This window comes from Testudinibacter sp. P17/SS/0325, from assembly GCF_053570765.1.
This window is the reverse complement of the sequence record NZ_CM131635.1, coordinates 2,072,946-2,091,893: the sequence shown is the minus strand read 5'-3', so window position 1 is coordinate 2,091,893 and position 18,948 is coordinate 2,072,946. Positions and strand designations below refer to the sequence as shown.

Annotated in this window: 18 protein-coding genes; 5 read left to right on the top strand and 13 right to left on the bottom strand. The window is 45.5% G+C overall.

The annotated features are described in order from the left end of the window. Positions 1–62 precede the first annotated feature (62 nt). Positions 63–533, top strand: coding sequence for a Dps family protein (locus ACWA50_RS09990; RefSeq protein WP_431052113.1), 471 nt, complete (start codon positions 63–65; stop codon positions 531–533). An 81-nt stretch (positions 534–614) separates the two neighbouring features. Here the strand turns inward: ACWA50_RS09990 and ACWA50_RS09985 are convergent, their stop codons facing one another. From ACWA50_RS09985 to ACWA50_RS09965, 5 genes are all read right to left on the bottom strand, one after another. Further along, positions 615–1,040, bottom strand: coding sequence for a universal stress protein (locus ACWA50_RS09985; RefSeq protein WP_431052111.1), 426 nt, complete (start codon positions 1,038–1,040; stop codon positions 615–617). 4 nt (positions 1,041–1,044) lie between these two features. Further along, on the bottom strand, positions 1,045–3,717 hold the full coding sequence (locus ACWA50_RS09980; RefSeq protein ID WP_431052109.1) for a TRAP transporter permease: 2,673 nt from the start codon (positions 3,715–3,717) through the stop codon (positions 1,045–1,047). Positions 3,718–3,799: 82 nt separating this feature from the next. Then, positions 3,800–4,759, bottom strand: a complete 960-nt coding sequence (locus tag ACWA50_RS09975) for a TAXI family TRAP transporter solute-binding subunit (RefSeq protein WP_431052107.1) — start codon at positions 4,757–4,759, stop codon at positions 3,800–3,802. Positions 4,760–4,963: 204 nt separating this feature from the next. After that, complete coding sequence (gene truC, locus ACWA50_RS09970) at positions 4,964–5,713, bottom strand: tRNA pseudouridine(65) synthase TruC (RefSeq protein ID WP_431052106.1); 750 nt, start codon at positions 5,711–5,713, stop codon at positions 4,964–4,966. Continuing rightward, the gene (locus tag ACWA50_RS09965; RefSeq protein WP_431052104.1) at positions 5,703–6,023 is read right to left on the bottom strand and encodes a YqcC family protein; all 321 of its coding nucleotides are present in this window, start codon (positions 6,021–6,023) and stop codon (positions 5,703–5,705) included. The genes truC and ACWA50_RS09965 overlap by 11 nt, the downstream gene beginning before the upstream one ends. A gap of 109 nt (positions 6,024–6,132) precedes the next feature. On the opposite strand from ACWA50_RS09965, the gene ACWA50_RS09960 reads away from it, so the two are divergent. Genes ACWA50_RS09960 through ppnN form a run of 3 tightly spaced genes read left to right on the top strand, consistent with a single transcriptional unit; the run spans position 6,133 to position 9,180 of the window. Then, positions 6,133–6,939 (top strand): Zn-ribbon-containing protein, encoded by an 807-nt coding sequence (locus ACWA50_RS09960; RefSeq protein WP_431052102.1) that lies wholly within the window; start codon positions 6,133–6,135, stop codon positions 6,937–6,939. Positions 6,940–6,951: 12 nt separating this feature from the next. Beyond that, positions 6,952–7,794: an NADPH-dependent 7-cyano-7-deazaguanine reductase QueF gene (gene queF / locus ACWA50_RS09955; RefSeq protein ID WP_431052100.1), complete on the top strand. Its 843-nt coding sequence runs from the start codon at positions 6,952–6,954 to the stop codon at positions 7,792–7,794. Positions 7,795–7,818: 24 nt separating this feature from the next. Continuing rightward, positions 7,819–9,180 (top strand): nucleotide 5'-monophosphate nucleosidase PpnN, encoded by a 1,362-nt coding sequence (gene ppnN / locus ACWA50_RS09950; RefSeq protein WP_431052098.1) that lies wholly within the window; start codon positions 7,819–7,821, stop codon positions 9,178–9,180. A gap of 55 nt (positions 9,181–9,235) precedes the next feature. Here ppnN and chrA read toward each other — a convergent pair whose 3' ends face one another. From chrA to ACWA50_RS09930, 4 genes are all read right to left on the bottom strand, one after another. After that, complete coding sequence (gene chrA / locus ACWA50_RS09945; protein ID WP_431052096.1) at positions 9,236–10,441, bottom strand: chromate efflux transporter; 1,206 nt, start codon at positions 10,439–10,441, stop codon at positions 9,236–9,238. A 38-nt stretch (positions 10,442–10,479) separates the two neighbouring features. Beyond that, complete coding sequence (locus ACWA50_RS09940; protein ID WP_431052094.1) at positions 10,480–11,691, bottom strand: ATP-binding protein; 1,212 nt, start codon at positions 11,689–11,691, stop codon at positions 10,480–10,482. A 173-nt stretch (positions 11,692–11,864) separates the two neighbouring features. Then, positions 11,865–12,632, bottom strand: coding sequence for an ABC transporter permease (locus ACWA50_RS09935; protein WP_431052092.1), 768 nt, complete (start codon positions 12,630–12,632; stop codon positions 11,865–11,867). 2 nt (positions 12,633–12,634) lie between these two features. Beyond that, a complete protein-coding gene (locus ACWA50_RS09930) occupies positions 12,635–13,579 on the bottom strand; it encodes an ABC transporter ATP-binding protein (protein ID WP_431052090.1) in 945 nt (314 codons plus the stop codon). Positions 13,580–13,687: 108 nt separating this feature from the next. Here ACWA50_RS09930 and can point away from each other — a divergent pair, with 108 nt between their 5' ends. Beyond that, positions 13,688–14,392, top strand: coding sequence for a carbonate dehydratase (gene can, locus ACWA50_RS09925; protein ID WP_431052088.1), 705 nt, complete (start codon positions 13,688–13,690; stop codon positions 14,390–14,392). A gap of 189 nt (positions 14,393–14,581) precedes the next feature. Here can and ACWA50_RS09920 read toward each other — a convergent pair whose 3' ends face one another. From ACWA50_RS09920 to pheS, 4 genes are all read right to left on the bottom strand, one after another. Beyond that, on the bottom strand, positions 14,582–15,079 hold the full coding sequence (locus ACWA50_RS09920; protein WP_431052086.1) for a C40 family peptidase: 498 nt from the start codon (positions 15,077–15,079) through the stop codon (positions 14,582–14,584). A gap of 81 nt (positions 15,080–15,160) precedes the next feature. Further along, positions 15,161–15,457, bottom strand: coding sequence for an integration host factor subunit alpha (locus tag ACWA50_RS09915; RefSeq protein WP_431052085.1), 297 nt, complete (start codon positions 15,455–15,457; stop codon positions 15,161–15,163). 3 nt (positions 15,458–15,460) lie between these two features. After that, positions 15,461–17,848, bottom strand: a complete 2,388-nt coding sequence (pheT, locus tag ACWA50_RS09910; protein WP_431052083.1) for a phenylalanine--tRNA ligase subunit beta — start codon at positions 17,846–17,848, stop codon at positions 15,461–15,463. Positions 17,849–17,866: 18 nt separating this feature from the next. After that, positions 17,867–18,856, bottom strand: a complete 990-nt coding sequence (gene pheS / locus ACWA50_RS09905) for a phenylalanine--tRNA ligase subunit alpha (RefSeq protein WP_431052081.1) — start codon at positions 18,854–18,856, stop codon at positions 17,867–17,869. Positions 18,857–18,948 lie beyond the last annotated feature (92 nt).

Genomic DNA, 18,948 nt, shown 5'->3' with positions numbered 1-18,948 from the left:
TGCAAGGTCTTTATCCCTATACTGATTAGGTGAATTAAACATAACAATGAAGGAGAAAAATTATGACGACAAATATCGGATTAGATCAGGGAAAGTCAGTAAAGTTGGCAGAAAAATTAAACGTTCTGCTGGCAAACTATCAAGTTTTCTACATGAATGTGCGTGGTTATCACTGGAATATTACCGGTCCTAATTTCTTCGAATTACATACTAAATTTGAAGAAATTTATGACGACTTGGTGATTAAGATTGATGAAATCGCAGAACGTATCCTGACCTTGGGACAACGTCCGCTGCACGCTTTTGCGGATTATCTTGCCCTTTCGGATATCCAAACGCATACCAATGCCGTAACCGATCAAGAAACCTTACAAGGCACGATGGCGGGTCTAAAATCGCTGTTGATTTTACAGCGCGAGATTCTCGGTTTGGCGGCGGAAGCCGACGATGAAGGTACGGCCTCGCAAATGAGCGACTATATTAAGGAACAGGAAAAACTGATTTGGATGTTGAACGCCACCTCGGCGCGTTAAATTTCCCAAGGTTTCTTGGTGTAAGTAACAAAAAACGGCACGTTATAGCGTGCCGTTTGCTTTTATACTATTAATCAGGAATTAACGCAGAATCAAAATCGGTTTACGGCTATAACGCGCCACTTTGACCGTATTGGAACTTAATCCGTCTTTATTGTCATCTTTCGACGCCATCATAATGATTAAATCCACATTTTTCTCTTCCGCAACGCGATTGACCTCTTCATAAATCGTCCCGTAAGCGACGATATGCTGCACTTTGCTATCTGCCGGAAAGACATTACGGGTGAACTCATGCAGTTTTTTATTCGCTTCCGCCAACACATCCTTATCAAAATTGGTCGGCAAAAAGGAAGAAACAATGCTGTTACTTGGCGCCGAGACAATGCCGGCAACACGATAAACCGTGTCCGGATTGTTTTTCGTCATCTCAAGTGCGGTTTCCGCCAATTTTTTCGCCATCGGAATATAACCGAGATCGATTACAATCAAAATATTTTTAAACATAGTCTTACTCACTCCGTTCAGATAATAATTTACGGCGGCGTTGAACCAAGGCTAAGCCTGCCAATAATGCCAATGCCGGAATAAACATCCATTCTTTCGGCAACGTATTGTGACGTGGTAACGCCACGCTCAAAATGGTTTGATCCCAATTCAGACCTGCTTTTGCCGCTTTTGAGTCCATTTGTGCGTCATCAATGATGACTTTATCGATTTCCTCGCCGTCCACCTCGATTTTCTCACCGGTCGATAACAAGGTTAAACCCAAGTTTTGAATGCGCGCTTCTCCGCTCTCACCTTCCGGCACATCAAGTTGGGCGAAGAATTCAATCGGCGAACCATATTGATTGATTCCGGCAACTTTTAAGGTCAAACGCTCTCCGACCGGGGCATTAGCGATTTCCTCAACCAGATGAATCGGTTCAATGTGACGCTCGGTCGGGGAAATATATTCCATAAAGAAGCCCGGACGGAACAACATAAACGAAATCAATAAAAGTAGGATGGTTTCCCACCATTTATTATGATGGACGAAATAACGCATACTCGCTGCGGTAAACGCCAAAATGGCAATCGTGGCAACAATGAAGACCATGATCCCTTTGGCTAAACCCACGTTAATCAACAATAAATCGGTATTGAAGATAAACAAGAACGGTAAAAGTGCGGTCCGTAAGCTATAACCGAACGCCACCAATCCGGTTTGAATCGGCTTTCCGCCGGACACTGCGGCGGCGGCAAAGGATGCCAATCCGACCGGCGGTGTCACGTCAGCCATAATGCCAAAGTAAAATACGAATAAATGCACGGCAATCAACGGCACAATCAAACCGTTTTGACGCCCGACTTCAACGATAACCCCGGCCATCAATGACGATACCACGATATAGTTGGCGGTGGTCGGCAAGCCCATGCCCAAGATCAGGCTGAACATCGCCACCAAAATCAGCATTAGCAGAATATTACCCATGGATAAAAATTCGATAATGCTCGATAATTGCACGCCAAAACCAGTCAATGCGACCACACCGACGATAATCCCGGCGGTTGCGGTGGCTATACCGATCCCAATCATGTTGCGTGCGCCGCTTTCCAAACCGGTGACTAAATCATTGAAACCTTGTTTGGTTGCGTCCCAAACCGCACTTTGACGGTGCGTACTCCGACGACGATAAAAACTCAAAATCGGACGTTGGGTCAAGAGAATAAAACATAAAGCCAAACTGCCCCAAAACGCCGATAAGCCCGGTGACATTCTCTCCACCATGAGACACCAAATCAAAATCACCACCGGCAACAAGAAATGCAGCCCTGCGTTCACGGTTGGTTTGACTGAGGGTAATTTCACTACCGGCGAATTCGGATCGTCAATTTCCAAATCATCAAATTTCGCAACGCGTTTCAGCAACAATAAATAGACAACGCCGACCAGCACTGAAATAATCGCCAATGAATGATCCGGTGTAATGTCTTTTATCCAAGATAATCCGTATTCAATCGCGAAATACAGCACGCAAATCGTGATAAAGCTGCCTAAGGCGCGCAACAAGCTGATCACCCAAGGTTTCGCCGCGTCTGCCCTTTCCAGCCCTTGCAAATTCATTTTGCAGGCTTCCAAATGGACGATATAAACCAAGGCGATATACGAAATCACGGCAGGTAAAAATGCGTGCGTGATTAACTGGTTATACGGCATATTGACGTATTCGATCATTAAAAATGCCGCCGCGCCCATTACCGGCGGCATGATTTGTCCGTTCACCGACGAGGCGACCTCTACCGCACCGGCTTTTTCCGCCGAAAAACCAACCCGTTTCATCATCGGAATCGTGAAGGTACCGGTAGTAACCACATTGGCAATCGAAGAACCGGAAATCAAACCGGTTAAGCCGGAAGCAACGACCGCCGCTTTAGCCGGACCGCCGCGCAAATGCCCTAAATAAGCAAATGCCGTTTTGATGAAATAGTTGCCTGCACCGGCTTTATCCAATAAGGCGCCGAATAACACAAACAAGAAAACGTATTTGGTGGAAACGCCTAATGCAACTCCGAACACCCCCTCGGTGGTAATCCATTGTTGGTTGATGATATGTGACAAGCTGCCGGTACGGTGGCTGATAATCCAGCCGGTCGGGAAGAATTGCCCGAAATAGTTATACAGTAAAAATACCCCTGCAATAATCACTAATGGCAGGCCCAAACTGCGACGGCAAGCTTCCAGTAGTAACAAAATACCGATAATACCGACCACGATATCCTGCGTATTCGGTGCGCCGAAACGGGTAATCAAACTGTCATAGAAAAACAGATAGTATGAGGCGCAAAAGGTAGCAACGATGGCAAAAATCCAATCTGGCAACGGCACACGGTGAATCGGTGATGATTTAAACGCCGGATAGGAAAGGTATGCTAAGAATAAGGCAAAGGCAAGGTGAACGGAACGGGCCTTGGTGTCGTCAAACACCACATTGATCGAGCCTAAACCGATTGAACGTAACGCTTCCTGAAATACGAAAGGCAAGGGGGAAGCATAATAAATTTGAAATAACGACCAAAGAATTGCGACCCCGAAAATTAATTTTTTAGTAAAGCCATAGGGGTTGCGTCCGCCGGCGTCGTTCGCTGCCACCATGTCTTGCAAATCATCTTGGTCAAAGGGTTTATTTTTTGTGTCTAACATAGTCCTTTTCCCTATTAAAGTTATAAACTGCAAAGGCAGGGATCAGTCCCTGCCTTTAATTTCATCAAGTTAAGCGGATAAATTACATCCAGCCTCTTTCTTTGTAGTAACGCACCGCGCCGTCATGCAAGGGGGCGGATAATGCGTTTTTGATCATTTCGTCTTCTTTCAAATTAGCAAACGCCGGATGTAAACGTTTGAAACGATCGAAATTATCAAATACCGCTTTCACCACGGCGTAGACTTGATCATCACTGACATCGGCAGACGTTACCAAGGTGGCATAAACCCCGAAAGTATTGGTCGGATCATCGGAACCGGCATATAAACCGCCCGGAATCACCGCTTTCGCATAATAACTGTGATCGGCGACCAATTTGTCAATGGCTTCGCCTTCAACCGGCACTAAATGCGCGGCACAAGAAGCCGCCGCTTCTTTTAACGCACCGTTCGGGTGTCCGACGTTATAGGTGATCGCGTCTAAGTTATTATCACACATCACTGACGCCATTTCTGCCGGTTTCAATTCGGAAGCAACTTTAAAGGCGGAATCATTCCACCCTTTTGCCGCTAAAATCACATTCATGGTAGCACGCGTACCGGAACCCGGATCACCGACGTTGACACGTTTGCCTTTCAGATCATCGAATGATTTGATACCGGCATCGTCACGCGCCATTACGGTGAACGGTTCAGGGTGAATTGAAAATACGGCTCTCAATTTGTCATTTTTCTTGCCTTCGAACGAACTGGTGCCGTTATAAGCGTGGTATTGCCAGTCGGACTGTGCAATTCCCATATCCATTTGTTTGGCGGCAATCGCATTTAAGTTAGCGACGGAAGCACCGGTGGAAGGAGCGTTACATTTAACGCCGCTGTTGGCGGAATCACGGTTAACCAATTGGCAAATTGACTGACCGACGACGTAATAAACCCCGGTTTGTCCGCCTGTGCCGATGGTCACAAACTGCTCTGCCGCCATCACCCCGGCTGAAGCCGCCATTAAACCTGAAACTAATGATAATTTAAACAGTTTTTTCATACTTGCTCCTTCTTATTTTGAGGTTAGCTCAGTGATTGAGAAAATTGAGAAAGGTCGAAACCGCACTTTTGCTTGAATGCTTGAACATCACCTGCGGTTTGTTCCATAACATATACAAAGGTTATATAAATTGCAACCGCCAAACCGTCGACTTGATGACTTTTTTAACAAATTTGAAAAATAATTGATTTTTATATAAAAAGATTATAAATCACTTAAACTCCATTCAAATTTATTTATAACATTTTGCCATTTATTATCTAACCCCGCCTTGATCGTCAGCATTTTTCCGCTGCGTGGGTGGGCAAAGCAGATTGATCGGGCATGCAACATTAAGCGTACACAATCCAACTCTTGTGCAAAAGTGCGGTTTTGGCGCAGATCACCATAGGCGGTATCGCCGATAATCGGGTGACGCAGATGACGTAAGTGACGGCGTAACTGGTGTTTGCGTCCGGTTATCGGTGAAAGCCGTACCAGACTGTAACGCGCGGTTGGAAATTTACCTGCCGGATACGGCATTTCGATTTGCTGCAAAGTGCGGTAATCGGTGACCGCACTTTGCGCTTCTTTTTCCGGCGAACTGAATTTATCGGCGATTTTATCCGGTTGCACTTTGAGCGGATAATCAATCCTGCCCTCGCCGTCTAAATAACCGCGTACCACCGCCAAATACTGCTTTTCAATCTGTTTTTGTTCAAATTGTCGGCTTAACGCGCGCGCAGTCTCCGAATTTAGCGCCAACACCAATACGCCTGACGTCGGGCGATCTAAACGGTGCACGGTATAAACGTGCCGCCCGATTTGATCGCGCAGGGTTTGTAACACAAACCGCGTCTCATGCTTGTCCAACCAACTACGGTGCACCAACATGCCCGCCGGTTTGTTAATCACGATAATATCCTGATCGTGATACAAAATTTCTAATACGACAGGCGAATTATCAGCAATCATTGAGCAACGCTTCTATTTTATTCAAGGGTTGTAACAGCAATTCCAACTGTTCCTGTTCTGCCATTGCTTCTTCGATATAGGGCGAAACGGCGATTTTGTTCGGCAGATTGGCACCGCAATCCAAAAGTGCGGTCATACGCGGAATAAAAATCCATTGCAGCCATTCATGGGGATCTAAAGTGTCGAGATGAAACGGTTGTTCACTGTTTAAGCGTGCTGCGGTTGGCGCTACGGTTTGCCATAATTCAAGCCGGACTAAGTTTTGTTGTAGTTGCGCCAAATGTTGGCGCAATAATGTTTGATTGGACATCGCTTATATTCCTATCTCATGAAATTTGCGTTATTGTAATCCAACTTCGGTAAAAGCCGGAGAATTTATGTTACAATTTTATTTCATGTTTTTCGGAAAAATAAACAGAATGTATTTAGTCGAAATTTTCTTCAATTATAATTCGAATAAAAAACCCGCAGATGAACCGCAACGTGATGCGGTAACCCTTGTCAATCAAATTATTGAGCAATGGCGCTATAACGGGCAAATTATCGGCCGTGAGTTTCCCCTCTACTATGACGAAATGGACAATAAACGCGGTTTTAGCGTGCGGGTTATCTGCCCGGATCACAATGCACTCCTGCCCTATTACAATAATGAGAATGTAAACCATGCATTGATGACCGCTGCGGAATCAGGCGTTTATCTGCACCAAATCGGCTTGGTCGCAGAAGATCTCAACTCCAATATCAGCCATCAAGCTGAAGACCCGCAACAAGTGCCGACATGGCAGATTTTATACACCTCTTATCTGCACACCTGCTCACCGCTATTCAGCGGTGATACTTTTCTGCCCTTGCCGCTCTACCAAACCTTGCAACAACACCCGTCATTAAGCATGGATTTAATCAAATGGCAGGAAAACTGGCAGGCATGTGATCAATTGCAAATGAACGGCGCGGTGTTGGAAAGCGAAGCGTTAACGCAAATTTCCTCGCCTGAAAGCAGCCTGTTTAAGCATGGTTATCATCTGTGTAAAGAAATCAGCGACGCCACCCAAATTCCGACCTATTATTATTTATATCATCTCGGCAGCCGCGATCACGCCCGCGAAAGGCAACGCAAATGCCCGCGTTGCAAACAGGATTGGTTACTGGAAAAACCGTTGTTTAACCTGTTCCATTTCAAATGCGATCACTGCCGCTTAGTTTCTAACCTTTCTTGGTACGATTAAGGACATCATATTATGGTTTCATATCAGCATAGCAGCCTGGAACAATTGACACTCGGTAAACAAACCGACTATCGGCACGATTACGATCCGAGCTTGCTGCAAGCAGTGCCGCGCAAACTCAATCGTGACAGCCTTGGTATCAGCACGCAACAGCCCTTTAGTCATGGCGCAGATATTTGGACGGCATACGAAATTTCATGGCTCAATGCCAAAGGTTTGCCGCAAGTCGCAATCGGCGACATTTATCTGGATTTCCAAAGTGAGAATCTCATCGAATCGAAAAGTTTTAAGCTCTATCTCAACAGCTTCAACCAAAGCCGTTTCGACAGCCTGCAACAGGTGGAAAGCCTTATTCAACAGGATCTTACCGATTGCGCGCAAGGCGGGGTCAAAGTGCGGTTGCATAAATTAGACACTTATAGCAATCAAACGATTGACCACTTTGCAGGCGAATGCATTGATGAGCAGGATATTGAGATTGAACGCTATGATTTCCAACCGCACTTGCTGCAAGATTGCACTGGTGAAGAAAGCGTTAATGAAGTGCTGGTCAGCCATTTGTTGAAATCCAACTGTTTGATCACCAACCAGCCGGATTGGGGCAGCATACAGATTGAATACCGAGGCAACAAAATAAATCGCGAAGCCCTGCTGCGTTATCTGGTATCATTCCGCCAACATAATGAGTTTCATGAACAATGCGTCGAACGCATTTTTTGTGATTTAATGCACTATGCCAAGCCGGAAAAACTGAAAGTGTATGCGCGTTATACGCGGCGCGGCGGTTTAGATATTAACCCATGGCGGGCGAACTACCCGCTTGGGCTGGCAAACTGCCGCTTGGCAAGACAATAACAAAAACAAAGAAAAGGAGAAAATATGAGTGCCCATATCGTTAATCCGAAAGGCAGTATGGATCAACTGTCACATCTGGAAGTGGAACTCTTAGAAAAAGGCGTTTCCGGCAACCTGTATCAGCTTTACCGCAACTGTTCGTTGGCAGTGCTGAACTCCGGCGCCATTACCGATGACAGCCGTATTTTATTGGGAATGTATAAAGATTTTGAAATCGAACTGATCGCTAAAGAACGCGGCGTGTCATTATTACTGCACAATCCGCCGGAATCGGCTTTTGTCGATGATAAAGTGATCCGCAATATCCAATATCATCTGTTTGCGGTATTGCGTGATATTTTATTTGTTAACGTGATTACCAAACAACATTCCCTGCAACAGGCACAGAATTCCAACAGTATCACCAACTATATTTTCACCATTCTGCGCAATGCCAAAGCCTTGATTGTCGGCGAATGCCCGTCATTGGTGGTTTGTTGGGGCGGGCATTCAATCAATGAGATTGAATACCGCTATTGCCGCGCGGTCGGATTACAACTGGGACTGCGTGAACTGAATATTATTACCGGCTGCGGACCGGGCGTGATGGAAGCCCCGATGAAGGGCGCGGCAATCGGCCATGCCAATCAGCGTTTCAAAAACAGCCGTTTTATCGGCATTACCGAGCCGTCGATTATCGCCTCCGAGCCGCCGAATCCGATCGTCAACGAGTTGATTATCATGCCGGATATTGAAAAACGGCTGGAAGCGTTTGTGCGCATGGGACACTGTATTTTAGTGTTCCCGGGCGGACCGGGCACATTTGAGGAACTGCTCTATCTTATCGGAATCAAACTCAATCCGTCAAATAAAGAGGCGCAATTGCCGTTATTCTTAACAGGACCGAAAGAAAGTGCGGATTACTTCAATACCATTGATCGTTTTATCGGTGAAGTCTTTGGCGCAGAAGCACAAGCCTTGTATGAAATTATCGTTGACGATCCGGAAAAAATCGCACGCAAAGTCAGCGCGCATATGAAAACGATCAAAAAAGTGCGCGCGCAAACCAACGATTCTTACGGTTTTAACTGGACATTGACAATTCCGTCGGATTTCCAAAACCCGTTTGAACCGACCCATGCCAACATGAGCAATCTGGATCTGCATTTGGAACAAAGCAAGGAAAGTCTGGCGGCAAACCTGCGCCGTGTCTTTTCCGGCATTGTCGCCGGTAATATCAAACCGGAGACAATCGAATTAATTGAACAACACGGCGAATTTGAACTGCACGGTGATCCGATTTTAATGGAAAAAATCGACCGCGTGCTACAGGATTTCGTTGATCAACACCGCATGAAACTGCCGGGCGGCGATGCCTATCAGCCTTGCTATCGGATTATTAAATAATTGGCTCGCCAACCGCACTTGTTAAACCAAAGTGCGGTTTGGCATTATACGACGGCTATAACACCATTGCGCCAAGCCCTGCGCAGCCCAACACCAACGCCCAAGCCGGCAATTTCCAAGAGTTCAGCAATAAAAATGCCAATAAAGCGATACTGAAATCCGTCGCGTCAAAAATCGCTTTCTGCCAGATTGGTTGGTAAAACGCCGCCAACAGAATCCCGACGACCGCCGCATTCACTGCCGCAAGTGCGGTTTGCGCTTTCGCCTGATGGCGTAAACTTTCCCAAAACGGCAAGGCGGCTATCAATAATAAAAATGAAGGTACGAAAATAATGATTAAGCAGAACAGCCCGCTTAACCACGGCGAACCATCGGCGCCAATCGCACTGCCCAAAAAGGCGGCAAAAGTAAATAACGGACCGGGCACCGCTTGTGCCGCACCGTAACCGGCTAAAAAGGTGTCGTCATTCAGCCAACCGTGGCTCAGCATTTCGGTTTGTAATAACGGTAATACCACGTGTCCGCCGCCAAAAACCAGTGAACCGGCGCGATAGAACGAATCTGCCCTTTGTAACCACGGATTTTCGACTACGGATGTCAGTAACGGCAAGCCGATTAACAACAGTAAAAATACACTGAAGATCACAAGTGCGGTCTGTTTCTGCGACGACCGCACTTCGAGCGGGGCTTGAACCGTATTATCTGTTGCAACCGGCAAAAAACGGCTGCCGATAACGGCGGCAACGATAATAACAGCGACTTGCCCCCACGCACTCGCCAATAACAGCACCGCGATGGCAGACAATAGCATAATCGTGGCGCGAATCCGATCGGTAATCAGATTTTTTCCCATGCCCCAAATTGCGTGCGCCACAATCGCAACCGCAGCGATTTTCAAGCCGTGCAAAATCCCTGTCGGCAACAGACTGCCATAATGATTCATGCCGACAGCAAATAGCATTAACGCGATAGCCGACGGTAAGGTGAAACCAATCCAAGCCGCAATCGCGCCCGGATAGCCGCCTTTCAACAAACCAATGGCAAAACCGACCTGACTGCTGGCAGGCCCCGGCAAAAACTGACACAGCGCGACCAAATCGGCATAGTGCTTGTCGCTCAGCCAATGACGCCGCACCACAAAGGCTTCGCGAAAATAACCCAAGTGTGCAATCGGTCCGCCGAATGAGGTTAAGCCCAGAAATAAAAACGTCAAAAAAATGGTTTTGATGCTAGATTTGGAATCTTGTTTTCTCTTAAACATGCTCATAACCTTATTTTATTAGGATTAACGCACTTACTTTATAAGCCGAAAAAGAGGTGAAATGGAATGACCTCAATCACTTTCTGATTGATAAGTATTTTATCTTTTTGATCCAAAGTAATAATATAGCCGTGATCTAATTCAAAAAAATTCATTGCGTCCAATAGCCCCTGTTGCTCTCGTTTCACGTTTTCACTATTGAGCTGTAAACAGACTTGAATAACTTTTTCTACTTTGCTTTTTCGACAAAGAACAAAATCACACTCTTTACTGTTTTCATGATAATAATAAAGTTCATACTGCTTTCTGCGTAATTCCCAAAATACCGCATTTTCTAATTTTCGTCCTAAATCTTGCGTAAAACTAGGGCTGACCGCACTTTGCAAGCCATTATCAATAAAATAGACTTTTCTTGGATTGACTAATTGTGCTTTATAAGAGTAGGTAAATTTAGGCAAAAGATGAATCAGATAGCTCTGTTCTAAATGTGATAGGTACTCCTGTACAGTTGAAGTGCTTTTCACTTCAATTTGCTGTTTTAATTTCGTTGCCGAAATTAAATTTCCAATATTGGCGGCTAAAAATAAGATCAATCGCTTTATTGGCATTTCATCACGAATGGAATAACGAACAACAATATCTCGATATAAAATATCATTCAGCAGCATTTCTAAAATTTCTTTTTCATCTAAATGAAGATATTGCGGAAATCCACCGCGATTTAAATACTCTCTAACCGATTCTGCATTTTTTGCTCTTTCAAGATATTCACAAAACTCAACAAAAGAAAAAGGAAATAGCTCTTTACTGAGGTGACGACCGGTCAATTTCGTCCCTAACTCCCGACTCAGTAAAGCTGCGTTTGAGCCGGTTATCACGACGTTATACCCTTCATCAAGTTTTCCCCGAATATAAATTTCCCAATCCGCAATGACTTGAATTTCATCAAAAAACAGCGTACTGACTTGCTTTTCCTGAATAATTTCATCAAGTAGCTGAAAGTCATTAAATTCAAAATTGAATAATTGCGGAGAATCAAAGTTAATAAATAAAATTGATGAAAGATCTTGTTTATCCATTAATTGGGCTAATAGTGTGCTTTTCCCACAGCGACGAATACCTGAAACGATCAAGGCAAATTCATTAACAATCCGTAATTCAGACAACATTTTTCTCGGATAGCTTTGCTGTATCCCTAACTTTTTTTGTTGTAGGTTGATGACATTTTCCAATTCGGATTTCAAAATCATGATTTCGCCTCCCCTTGCTCTGATGTATTAATTAATTTTTGTTTGATAATATCGAACACTTTTGTTTGATGATAACAAACAAAAGTGTTTCCTACAATCTGCCGTTGCTATAAAAATAAATCAGTAATACAAAAAAGTGCGGTCAACTTTCAGTCAAACCGCACTTGGTCAGGTTAATTTCTTAAACCGACACCCTTGCTAATCAAATAATAGGCAAAGCCATATAGTATGGTGATAAACAGGATTAATACCGAGAAGGTGTAGTACAAGGCGATATCGCTGCTGCCTAAAAAACCGTAACGGAAGCCGTTGATCATATACACAATCGGGTTCAGTTTGGATACCCCTTGCCAAAATGCCGGCAGTAACGAGATCGAATAAAATACGCCGCCGAGATAAGTCAACGGCGTTAACACAAAAGTCGGGATAATGCTGATATCGTCAAACGAACGGGCAAACACCGCATTGATCAATCCGCCGAGTGAAAAAGTGGCGCTGGTCATGAATAACGTCAACGCCACGACCCACCAAGAATGGATTTCCAACGGAATAAACAGCAACGATACGGTAGTCACCAAGGCGCCGACCAGAATCCCACGCGTCATACCGCCGGCAACGTAGCCCCAGATAATAATATGGGTTGAGGTTGGCGAAACCAGCAGTTCTTCCACATTGCGCGCAAATTTGGTGCTGTAAAACGAGGAGGCGACGTTGGTAAACGAATTGGTGATCACCGACATCATAATCAAGCCCGGCACGATAAATTGCATATAACTGTAGCCGCCCATTTCGCCGATTCGGTTGCCGATCAGTTGCCCGAAAATCACGAAATACAAGGTCATGGTAATCACCGGCGGCACCAAGGTTTGCACCCAAATCCGCATAAACCGACGAATTTCTTTGTGTAAAATGGTGTTAAATGCGATCCAAGATAACGACATGACTACTCTCCTTGCCCGGCTTGCGGTTCTATTTCATGCGGTTTATTCAGCGCCATGCGCACGAATAACTCTTCCAAACGGTTGGTTTTATTACGCATACTCAACACCTGAATGCCCTGTTCGCTGAGTTGGTGAAACAGATTATTCAAGCCCTGTTCGCGCCGCACTTCGACTTCCAAGGTGTTGGTGTCGATCAGGTGGGTGGTGTAATGCTGAATTTGCGGCAGGTTGCTGTATTTTGCCAAATCCAGCACAAAGGTTTCCGATTCGAGCTTACTCAACAACGCTTTCATTGACGTGTCGATTACCAATTTACCTTGCTGAATAATGCCGATATGGCGGCAGAGTAATTCCGCCTCTTCCAAATAGTGCGTGGTCAAAATAATCGTCGTTCCCTGTAGATTCAATTCTTGCAAAAATTGCCACATCGAACGGCGCAACTCAATATCCACCCCGGCAGTCGGCTCATCAAGAATCAATAAACGCGGATTGTGCATTAATGCGCGGGCGATCATCAAGCGGCGCTTCATGCCGCCAGACAGCCGCATTGATTTTTGATCACGCTTATCCCATAAATCCAGTTTTTTCAACCATTTTTCGGCGCGAATTAGCGCCTCTTTGCGCTCAACCCCATAATAACCGGCTTGGTTGACAAGAATGTCCAACACGTTTTCAAACTGGTTAAAGTTAAACTCCTGCGGCACAATACCAATCTGTTTTTTCGCCTCGACCAATTGGGTTTCCAAATCATAACCAAAGACTTTTACACTGCCTTCACTTTTATTGATCAAGGAACTGACAATCCCGATAGTTGTGGATTTACCTGCGCCGTTATGCCCCAACAACGCATAAAAATCCCCCTCTTGCACCATCATATCGATTCCGTGCAAGGCTTTGAAACCGTTCGGATACGATTTCACCAATCCTTTTATTTCCAACGCATACATGTGATAACCACGCTATCCAACATCAAAATTAACAAGAAAAAAATGTGAGTATAAAAAATTTTAACGTATTATAGCAGAGTGCAAAAAAACAGACAGTAAGGATGTCGTATGAAAAAAATAGAACAGCTGATTGCCAATAATCATAGTTGGGCGGTTCGGATGCAGGAAGAAAATTCGAATTATTTTAAAGAGTTGGCAGAACACCAAAAACCGGGATACTTATGGATCGGCTGCTCCGATAGCCGGGTGCCGGCGGAAAAACTGACCAATTTAGGTCCGGGCGAACTGTTTGTACACCGCAATGTTGCCAATCAGGTGATTCACACTGACTTAAATTGCCTCTCCGTGGTGCAATATGCGATTGATTCATTGGATATTGAACACATTATTATTTGCGGTCACACCAATTGCGGCGGGATTAAAGCGGCAATGGAAAACAAATCGCACGGTCTGATTGATAACTGGCTGCTGCATATCCGCGATATTTGGCTCAAACACAGCAATCTGTTCGGCACCTTGCCGATAGAAAAACGGGCGGATATGTTGACCAAAATCAATGTGGTCGAACAGGTTTATAACTTGGGTTGCTCATCCATTGTCAGGGCGGCATGGGAGCGCGGTAAAAAGCTTTCCATTCACGGTTGGGTTTACGATGTGAACGATGGATTCTTAAATGATTTGGGCGTGATTGCAACCAGTCGCGAAACGTTGGAGATTACTTATCTGAATGCGATTGCCCGTTTGGTTTCCAGTGATAACTGTCATTTTACCGAAACCCAAAAACCGATTACTCTCCGCAATAAAAGCGAATAAAGCAAAAAACAAAACGCCATATTTCATTGAAAATATGGCGTTTTATCTGACGATTTTGATTAAAAAATCAGTGTCGCCAAGTAAACAATCATTGCCAATGAAAAAACCACGGTCAACATTGCATAACTAAAATCGCTCACTCTTCACCTCCATCTCAATTAATTTCAAAATAATGTGTTATTGATAAACTTATATGCGTCGGGCTTGCCAATAGGTTTTTTTCCAATAAGGCGAATCTAGTGAAGAATAAATCACGCCGCCTTTAGTCGAAGCATGTAAAAACCGACCGTCTTTCACATAAATACCGACATGATAGCCGTTTGGTCCGCGTCCGGTTTTGAAGAACACCAAATCACCGGTTTGCACTTCTTTCCGATCGATATAAACCCCGAACTTTGCTTGCGCCGCAGTTGTTCTCGGCAGTGAAATGTCAAAACGATCGGCAAAGGTGCGCATTACGAAACCGGAACAATCCACACCTCTGCGGCTATTGCCGCCCAACACATACGGGGTTCTGTCCCATTGATGTTGTTGCTCGCTCAATTGCGCCATCGTATAAATCGGATCCGGCAAGCGGCTACGATAACCGGAAGACGGTGATGAGGAACAACCGGTCAACAACAATAGCATTGAACAGAAAAACACCCCTATCGTCGGTTTCAAACCGAACAATTTATTGTTCATCATTAAAAATCAGCCTGTTATCAATCGTCTTGCCTTGCTCCGCGTCGGATTCCTTGCGGCATACAACACGGAAACTATCCTCTGTTATTTATGTTTGACATTTTGTCCGACACGTGCGCGCAGCTTTTGTCCCGGCTTGAACACCACCACCCGGCGGGCGGAAACCGCTACGCTCTCACCAGTTTTTGGATTACGACCAGGTCGAGATTTTTTATCACGCAGTTGGAAATTGCCGAAACCGGATAATTTGACATCTTCTCCGCTTTCTAAAGCAACACGAATTTCCTCGAAAAAACTTTCAACCAAATCTTTTGCTTCACGCTTAGTCAGATCAAATTTCTGAATGAGACTGTCTGCAATTTCTACTTTCGTAAGGGTCATATTCTAATCTCTCAAGTAAGCATTGAAACGCCGCTTTAATTCAGATACCACATTTGATATTACTGCCGTAATATCTTCTTCTTCAAGCGTCTTCTGATTATCCTGTAGTGTTAAACTGATTGCCAAGCTTTTACAACCTTCTGCGACCCCGTTCCCTTGATACACATCGAACAAGTTCACTTGAGTCAACATATCGCCGGCAACCTCACGACAGGTTCCAATTATATCCGCTGCCACAACATCATTTGTAACCACGACTGCAATGTCACGACGATTTGCCGGAAAACGGGAAATGGCTTTGGCTTGTACTGCCGGGCGTGTAGAAATGGCGTCCCAGCGGATTTCAAACGCAACCGTTTTTCCGTTTAATCCCAGCTTCTGTGCAATTTGCGGATGAATCGTACCGATGAAGCCAACTTCTTGCCCATCCAGCATGATTGCCGCAGATTGTCCCGGATGTAATGCTGTATATGATTTTGCAACAAAATCAACTTTATTACCAGCATTTGTTAGTCCTAAAATGCCGTCCAGATCACCTTTTAGATCAAAAAAGTCAATAACTTCGCTTTTTTCCGCCCAAGTTTCGCTTTTTCGCGTGCCGCAAATGACCGCACTCAGCACAAACTCCTGCCTCACGCCGGCTTCCGCATTGCTGTCCGGTAAGAATCTGAGCCCGGTTTCGAACAGACGGATTCGGGTTTGTTGGCGGTTTTGATTATAAATCAAGGCATTCAACAATCCTGGCAGTAATGACACACGCATTGCCGACATTTCCGCTGAAATCGGATTCGGCAGCAGCAAGGCCTCCTGCTCCGGATGCAATAAACGCTGAATTTTCGGATCAACGAAGCTATAAGTAATCGCCTCTTGATAGTCGCGATCAACAAGTGCGGTTTTAATCCGTACCAGTTCGACATCGGCTTCTTGATGTGCGCGCATATTCAGATGTGCCAACGGGGCATTATTCGGAATGCTGTTATAGCCGTAAATCCGTGCCACTTCTTCAATCAAGTCTTCTTCGATTTCAATATCAAAACGCCAGCTGGTCGGGGTTACTGTCCAAACATCATCGGCAAACACGACCGCGAACCCTAAACGGGTTAGAATATCAGTGACCGTTTCATCGGCGATATGGTGTCCTAACAGTGAATCCAGTTTGCTGCGGCGTAAGCTGACGGCTTGAATTTGCGGTAAGTGCGCTGCGCTTGCCACTTCGCAAATTTCCCCGGCGTTCCCCCCGCAAATCTCAATCAAAAGTGCGGTTGCGCGCTCCATTGCGTGACGTTGTAACTCGAAATCCACCCCGCGCTCAAAACGATGTGATGAATCCGTGTGCAGACCGTATTGGCGTGCCCGTCCGACAATCGCCAACGGCGCAAAGAATGCCGCTTCTAAAATCACATCGGTGGTTTCGCTGTTGACACCGCTCTTTTCACCGCCGAAAATGCCCGCCATGGCAAGCGGACCATTCTGATCGGCAATCACTAAGGTATTATCTTTCAGTTTTGCCGTGCTACCGTCTAACAATACCAGTTCTTCACCCGCTTTCGCCATACGCACATCAATCGGTTGCGTCACTTTTGCCGCATCAAAGGCATGCATCGGCTGCCCCAATTCCAGCAGAATATAGTTGGTCACATCGACAATCGGATCGATAGAACGAATGCCGCAACGGCGCAGTTTTTCTTGCAACCATAGCGGTGACGCGGCATTGATATTCACATTCTTCACCACCCGCAATAAATAACGCGGGCAAGCTTCCGGCGCTTGTAAATTAATCGCGACTTTATCAGTAATACTCACAGCGGCTGGATTGATTGTCGGTTCAATCACATCGGTTTGATTGATCACCGCCACTTCACGCGCTACGCCGCGAATGCTTAGGCAGTCGGCACGGTTTGGGGTTAAGCTGATTTCAATAATCTGATCGTTCAGTTTTAAATAGTCGCGAATATCCATACCGATTGGCGCGTCGGACGGTAATTCAATAATGCCGTCCGCTTCAACATTGATACCTAATTCGCTGAATGAACACAGCATACCTTCTGAAGGTTCGCCGCGCAATTTGGCTTTTTTGATTTTGAAATCACCGGGCAAGGTTGCCCCGACGGTGGCACACGCCACTTTCAGCCCTTGCCGGCAATTTGGCGCACCGCAAACGATATCCAATAATTGTTCGCCGCCGACATTGACTTTGGTGACACGTAATTTATCCGCATTCGGGTGCTGCGCGCACTCAATCACTTCGCCGACCACGACGCCGTCAAATTCCCCGGCAACCGCTTCAATGCCGTCCACTTCCAGCCCTAACATGGTGATTTGTTCGCTTAATTGTTCGGTGGTGATCGCCGGATTAACCCATTCACGCAGCCATGCTTGATTAAATTTCATTCTTATCTCTCCACCGTATTATAAGGTCTTAAATTGTTTCAAAAAGCGCAGGTCATTCTCAAAGAAAGCACGCAAGTCCGTGACGTTGTAACGCAACATAGTCAGGCGTTCCACCCCCATTCCGACCGCAAAACCCGAATATTCGTTCGGATCAATGCCGACATTACGCAATACGTTCGGATGCACCATACCGCAGCCCAACACTTCCAGCCATTTACCGTTTTTGCCCATCACATCCACTTCCGCCGACGGTTCGGTGAAGGGGAAATACGATGGTCTGAACCGCACTTGCAGATCTTCTTCGAAGAAATTGCGCAAGAAATCATGCAGCAAGCCTTTCAATTCGGTAAAGTTGGCTTTTTTATCGACAAACAGCAATTCGATTTGGTGGAACATCGGCGTATGGGTTTGATCGTAGTCGTTACGATATACACGCCCCGGCGCCATAATCCGAATCGGCGGTTGTTGGTTTTCCATGGTGCGGATTTGTACGCCCGAGGTTTGGGTGCGCAATAGGCGGTTGACATCAAACCAGAATGTATCATGGTCTGCGCGCGCCGGGTGATGTGCCGGAATATTCAACGCGTCGAAATTATAGTAGTCGGTTTCGATTTCGGGACCGTTTTCAACACTGAAGCCCAATTCCGAAAAGAACTTGGTTACACGATTGATGGTGATAGTGACCGGGTGCAAGCCGCCATTGTCCACTTTACGCCCCGGCAAACTGACATCAATTTTTTCTTTCGCCAACTGCTCGTTTAATTTGGCGCTTTCCAATTCGGTTTTCTTGGCATTAAGTGCGGTCTGCGCTTGTTGTTTGGCGTCATTAATTTGCTGCCCGACCGCCGGACGCTCTTCTGCCGGTACATCACGCAGTCCTTGCATTAATCCGGTAAAATGTCCTTTTTTACCAAAATATTCCACCCGCACGGTTTCGAGCGTCGCCACATCGTTTGCTTGCGCAATCGCTTGCAACGCTTGTGTGGTAATTTGTTGTAACTGTTGCATTTCTCTCTCCTGTTAGAGATTTTCAGGTAACGAATTGATAAAAAAGCCTCTATCAACTAGAGGCTTTTTTGAATTTCACGCTGATTTTTTAG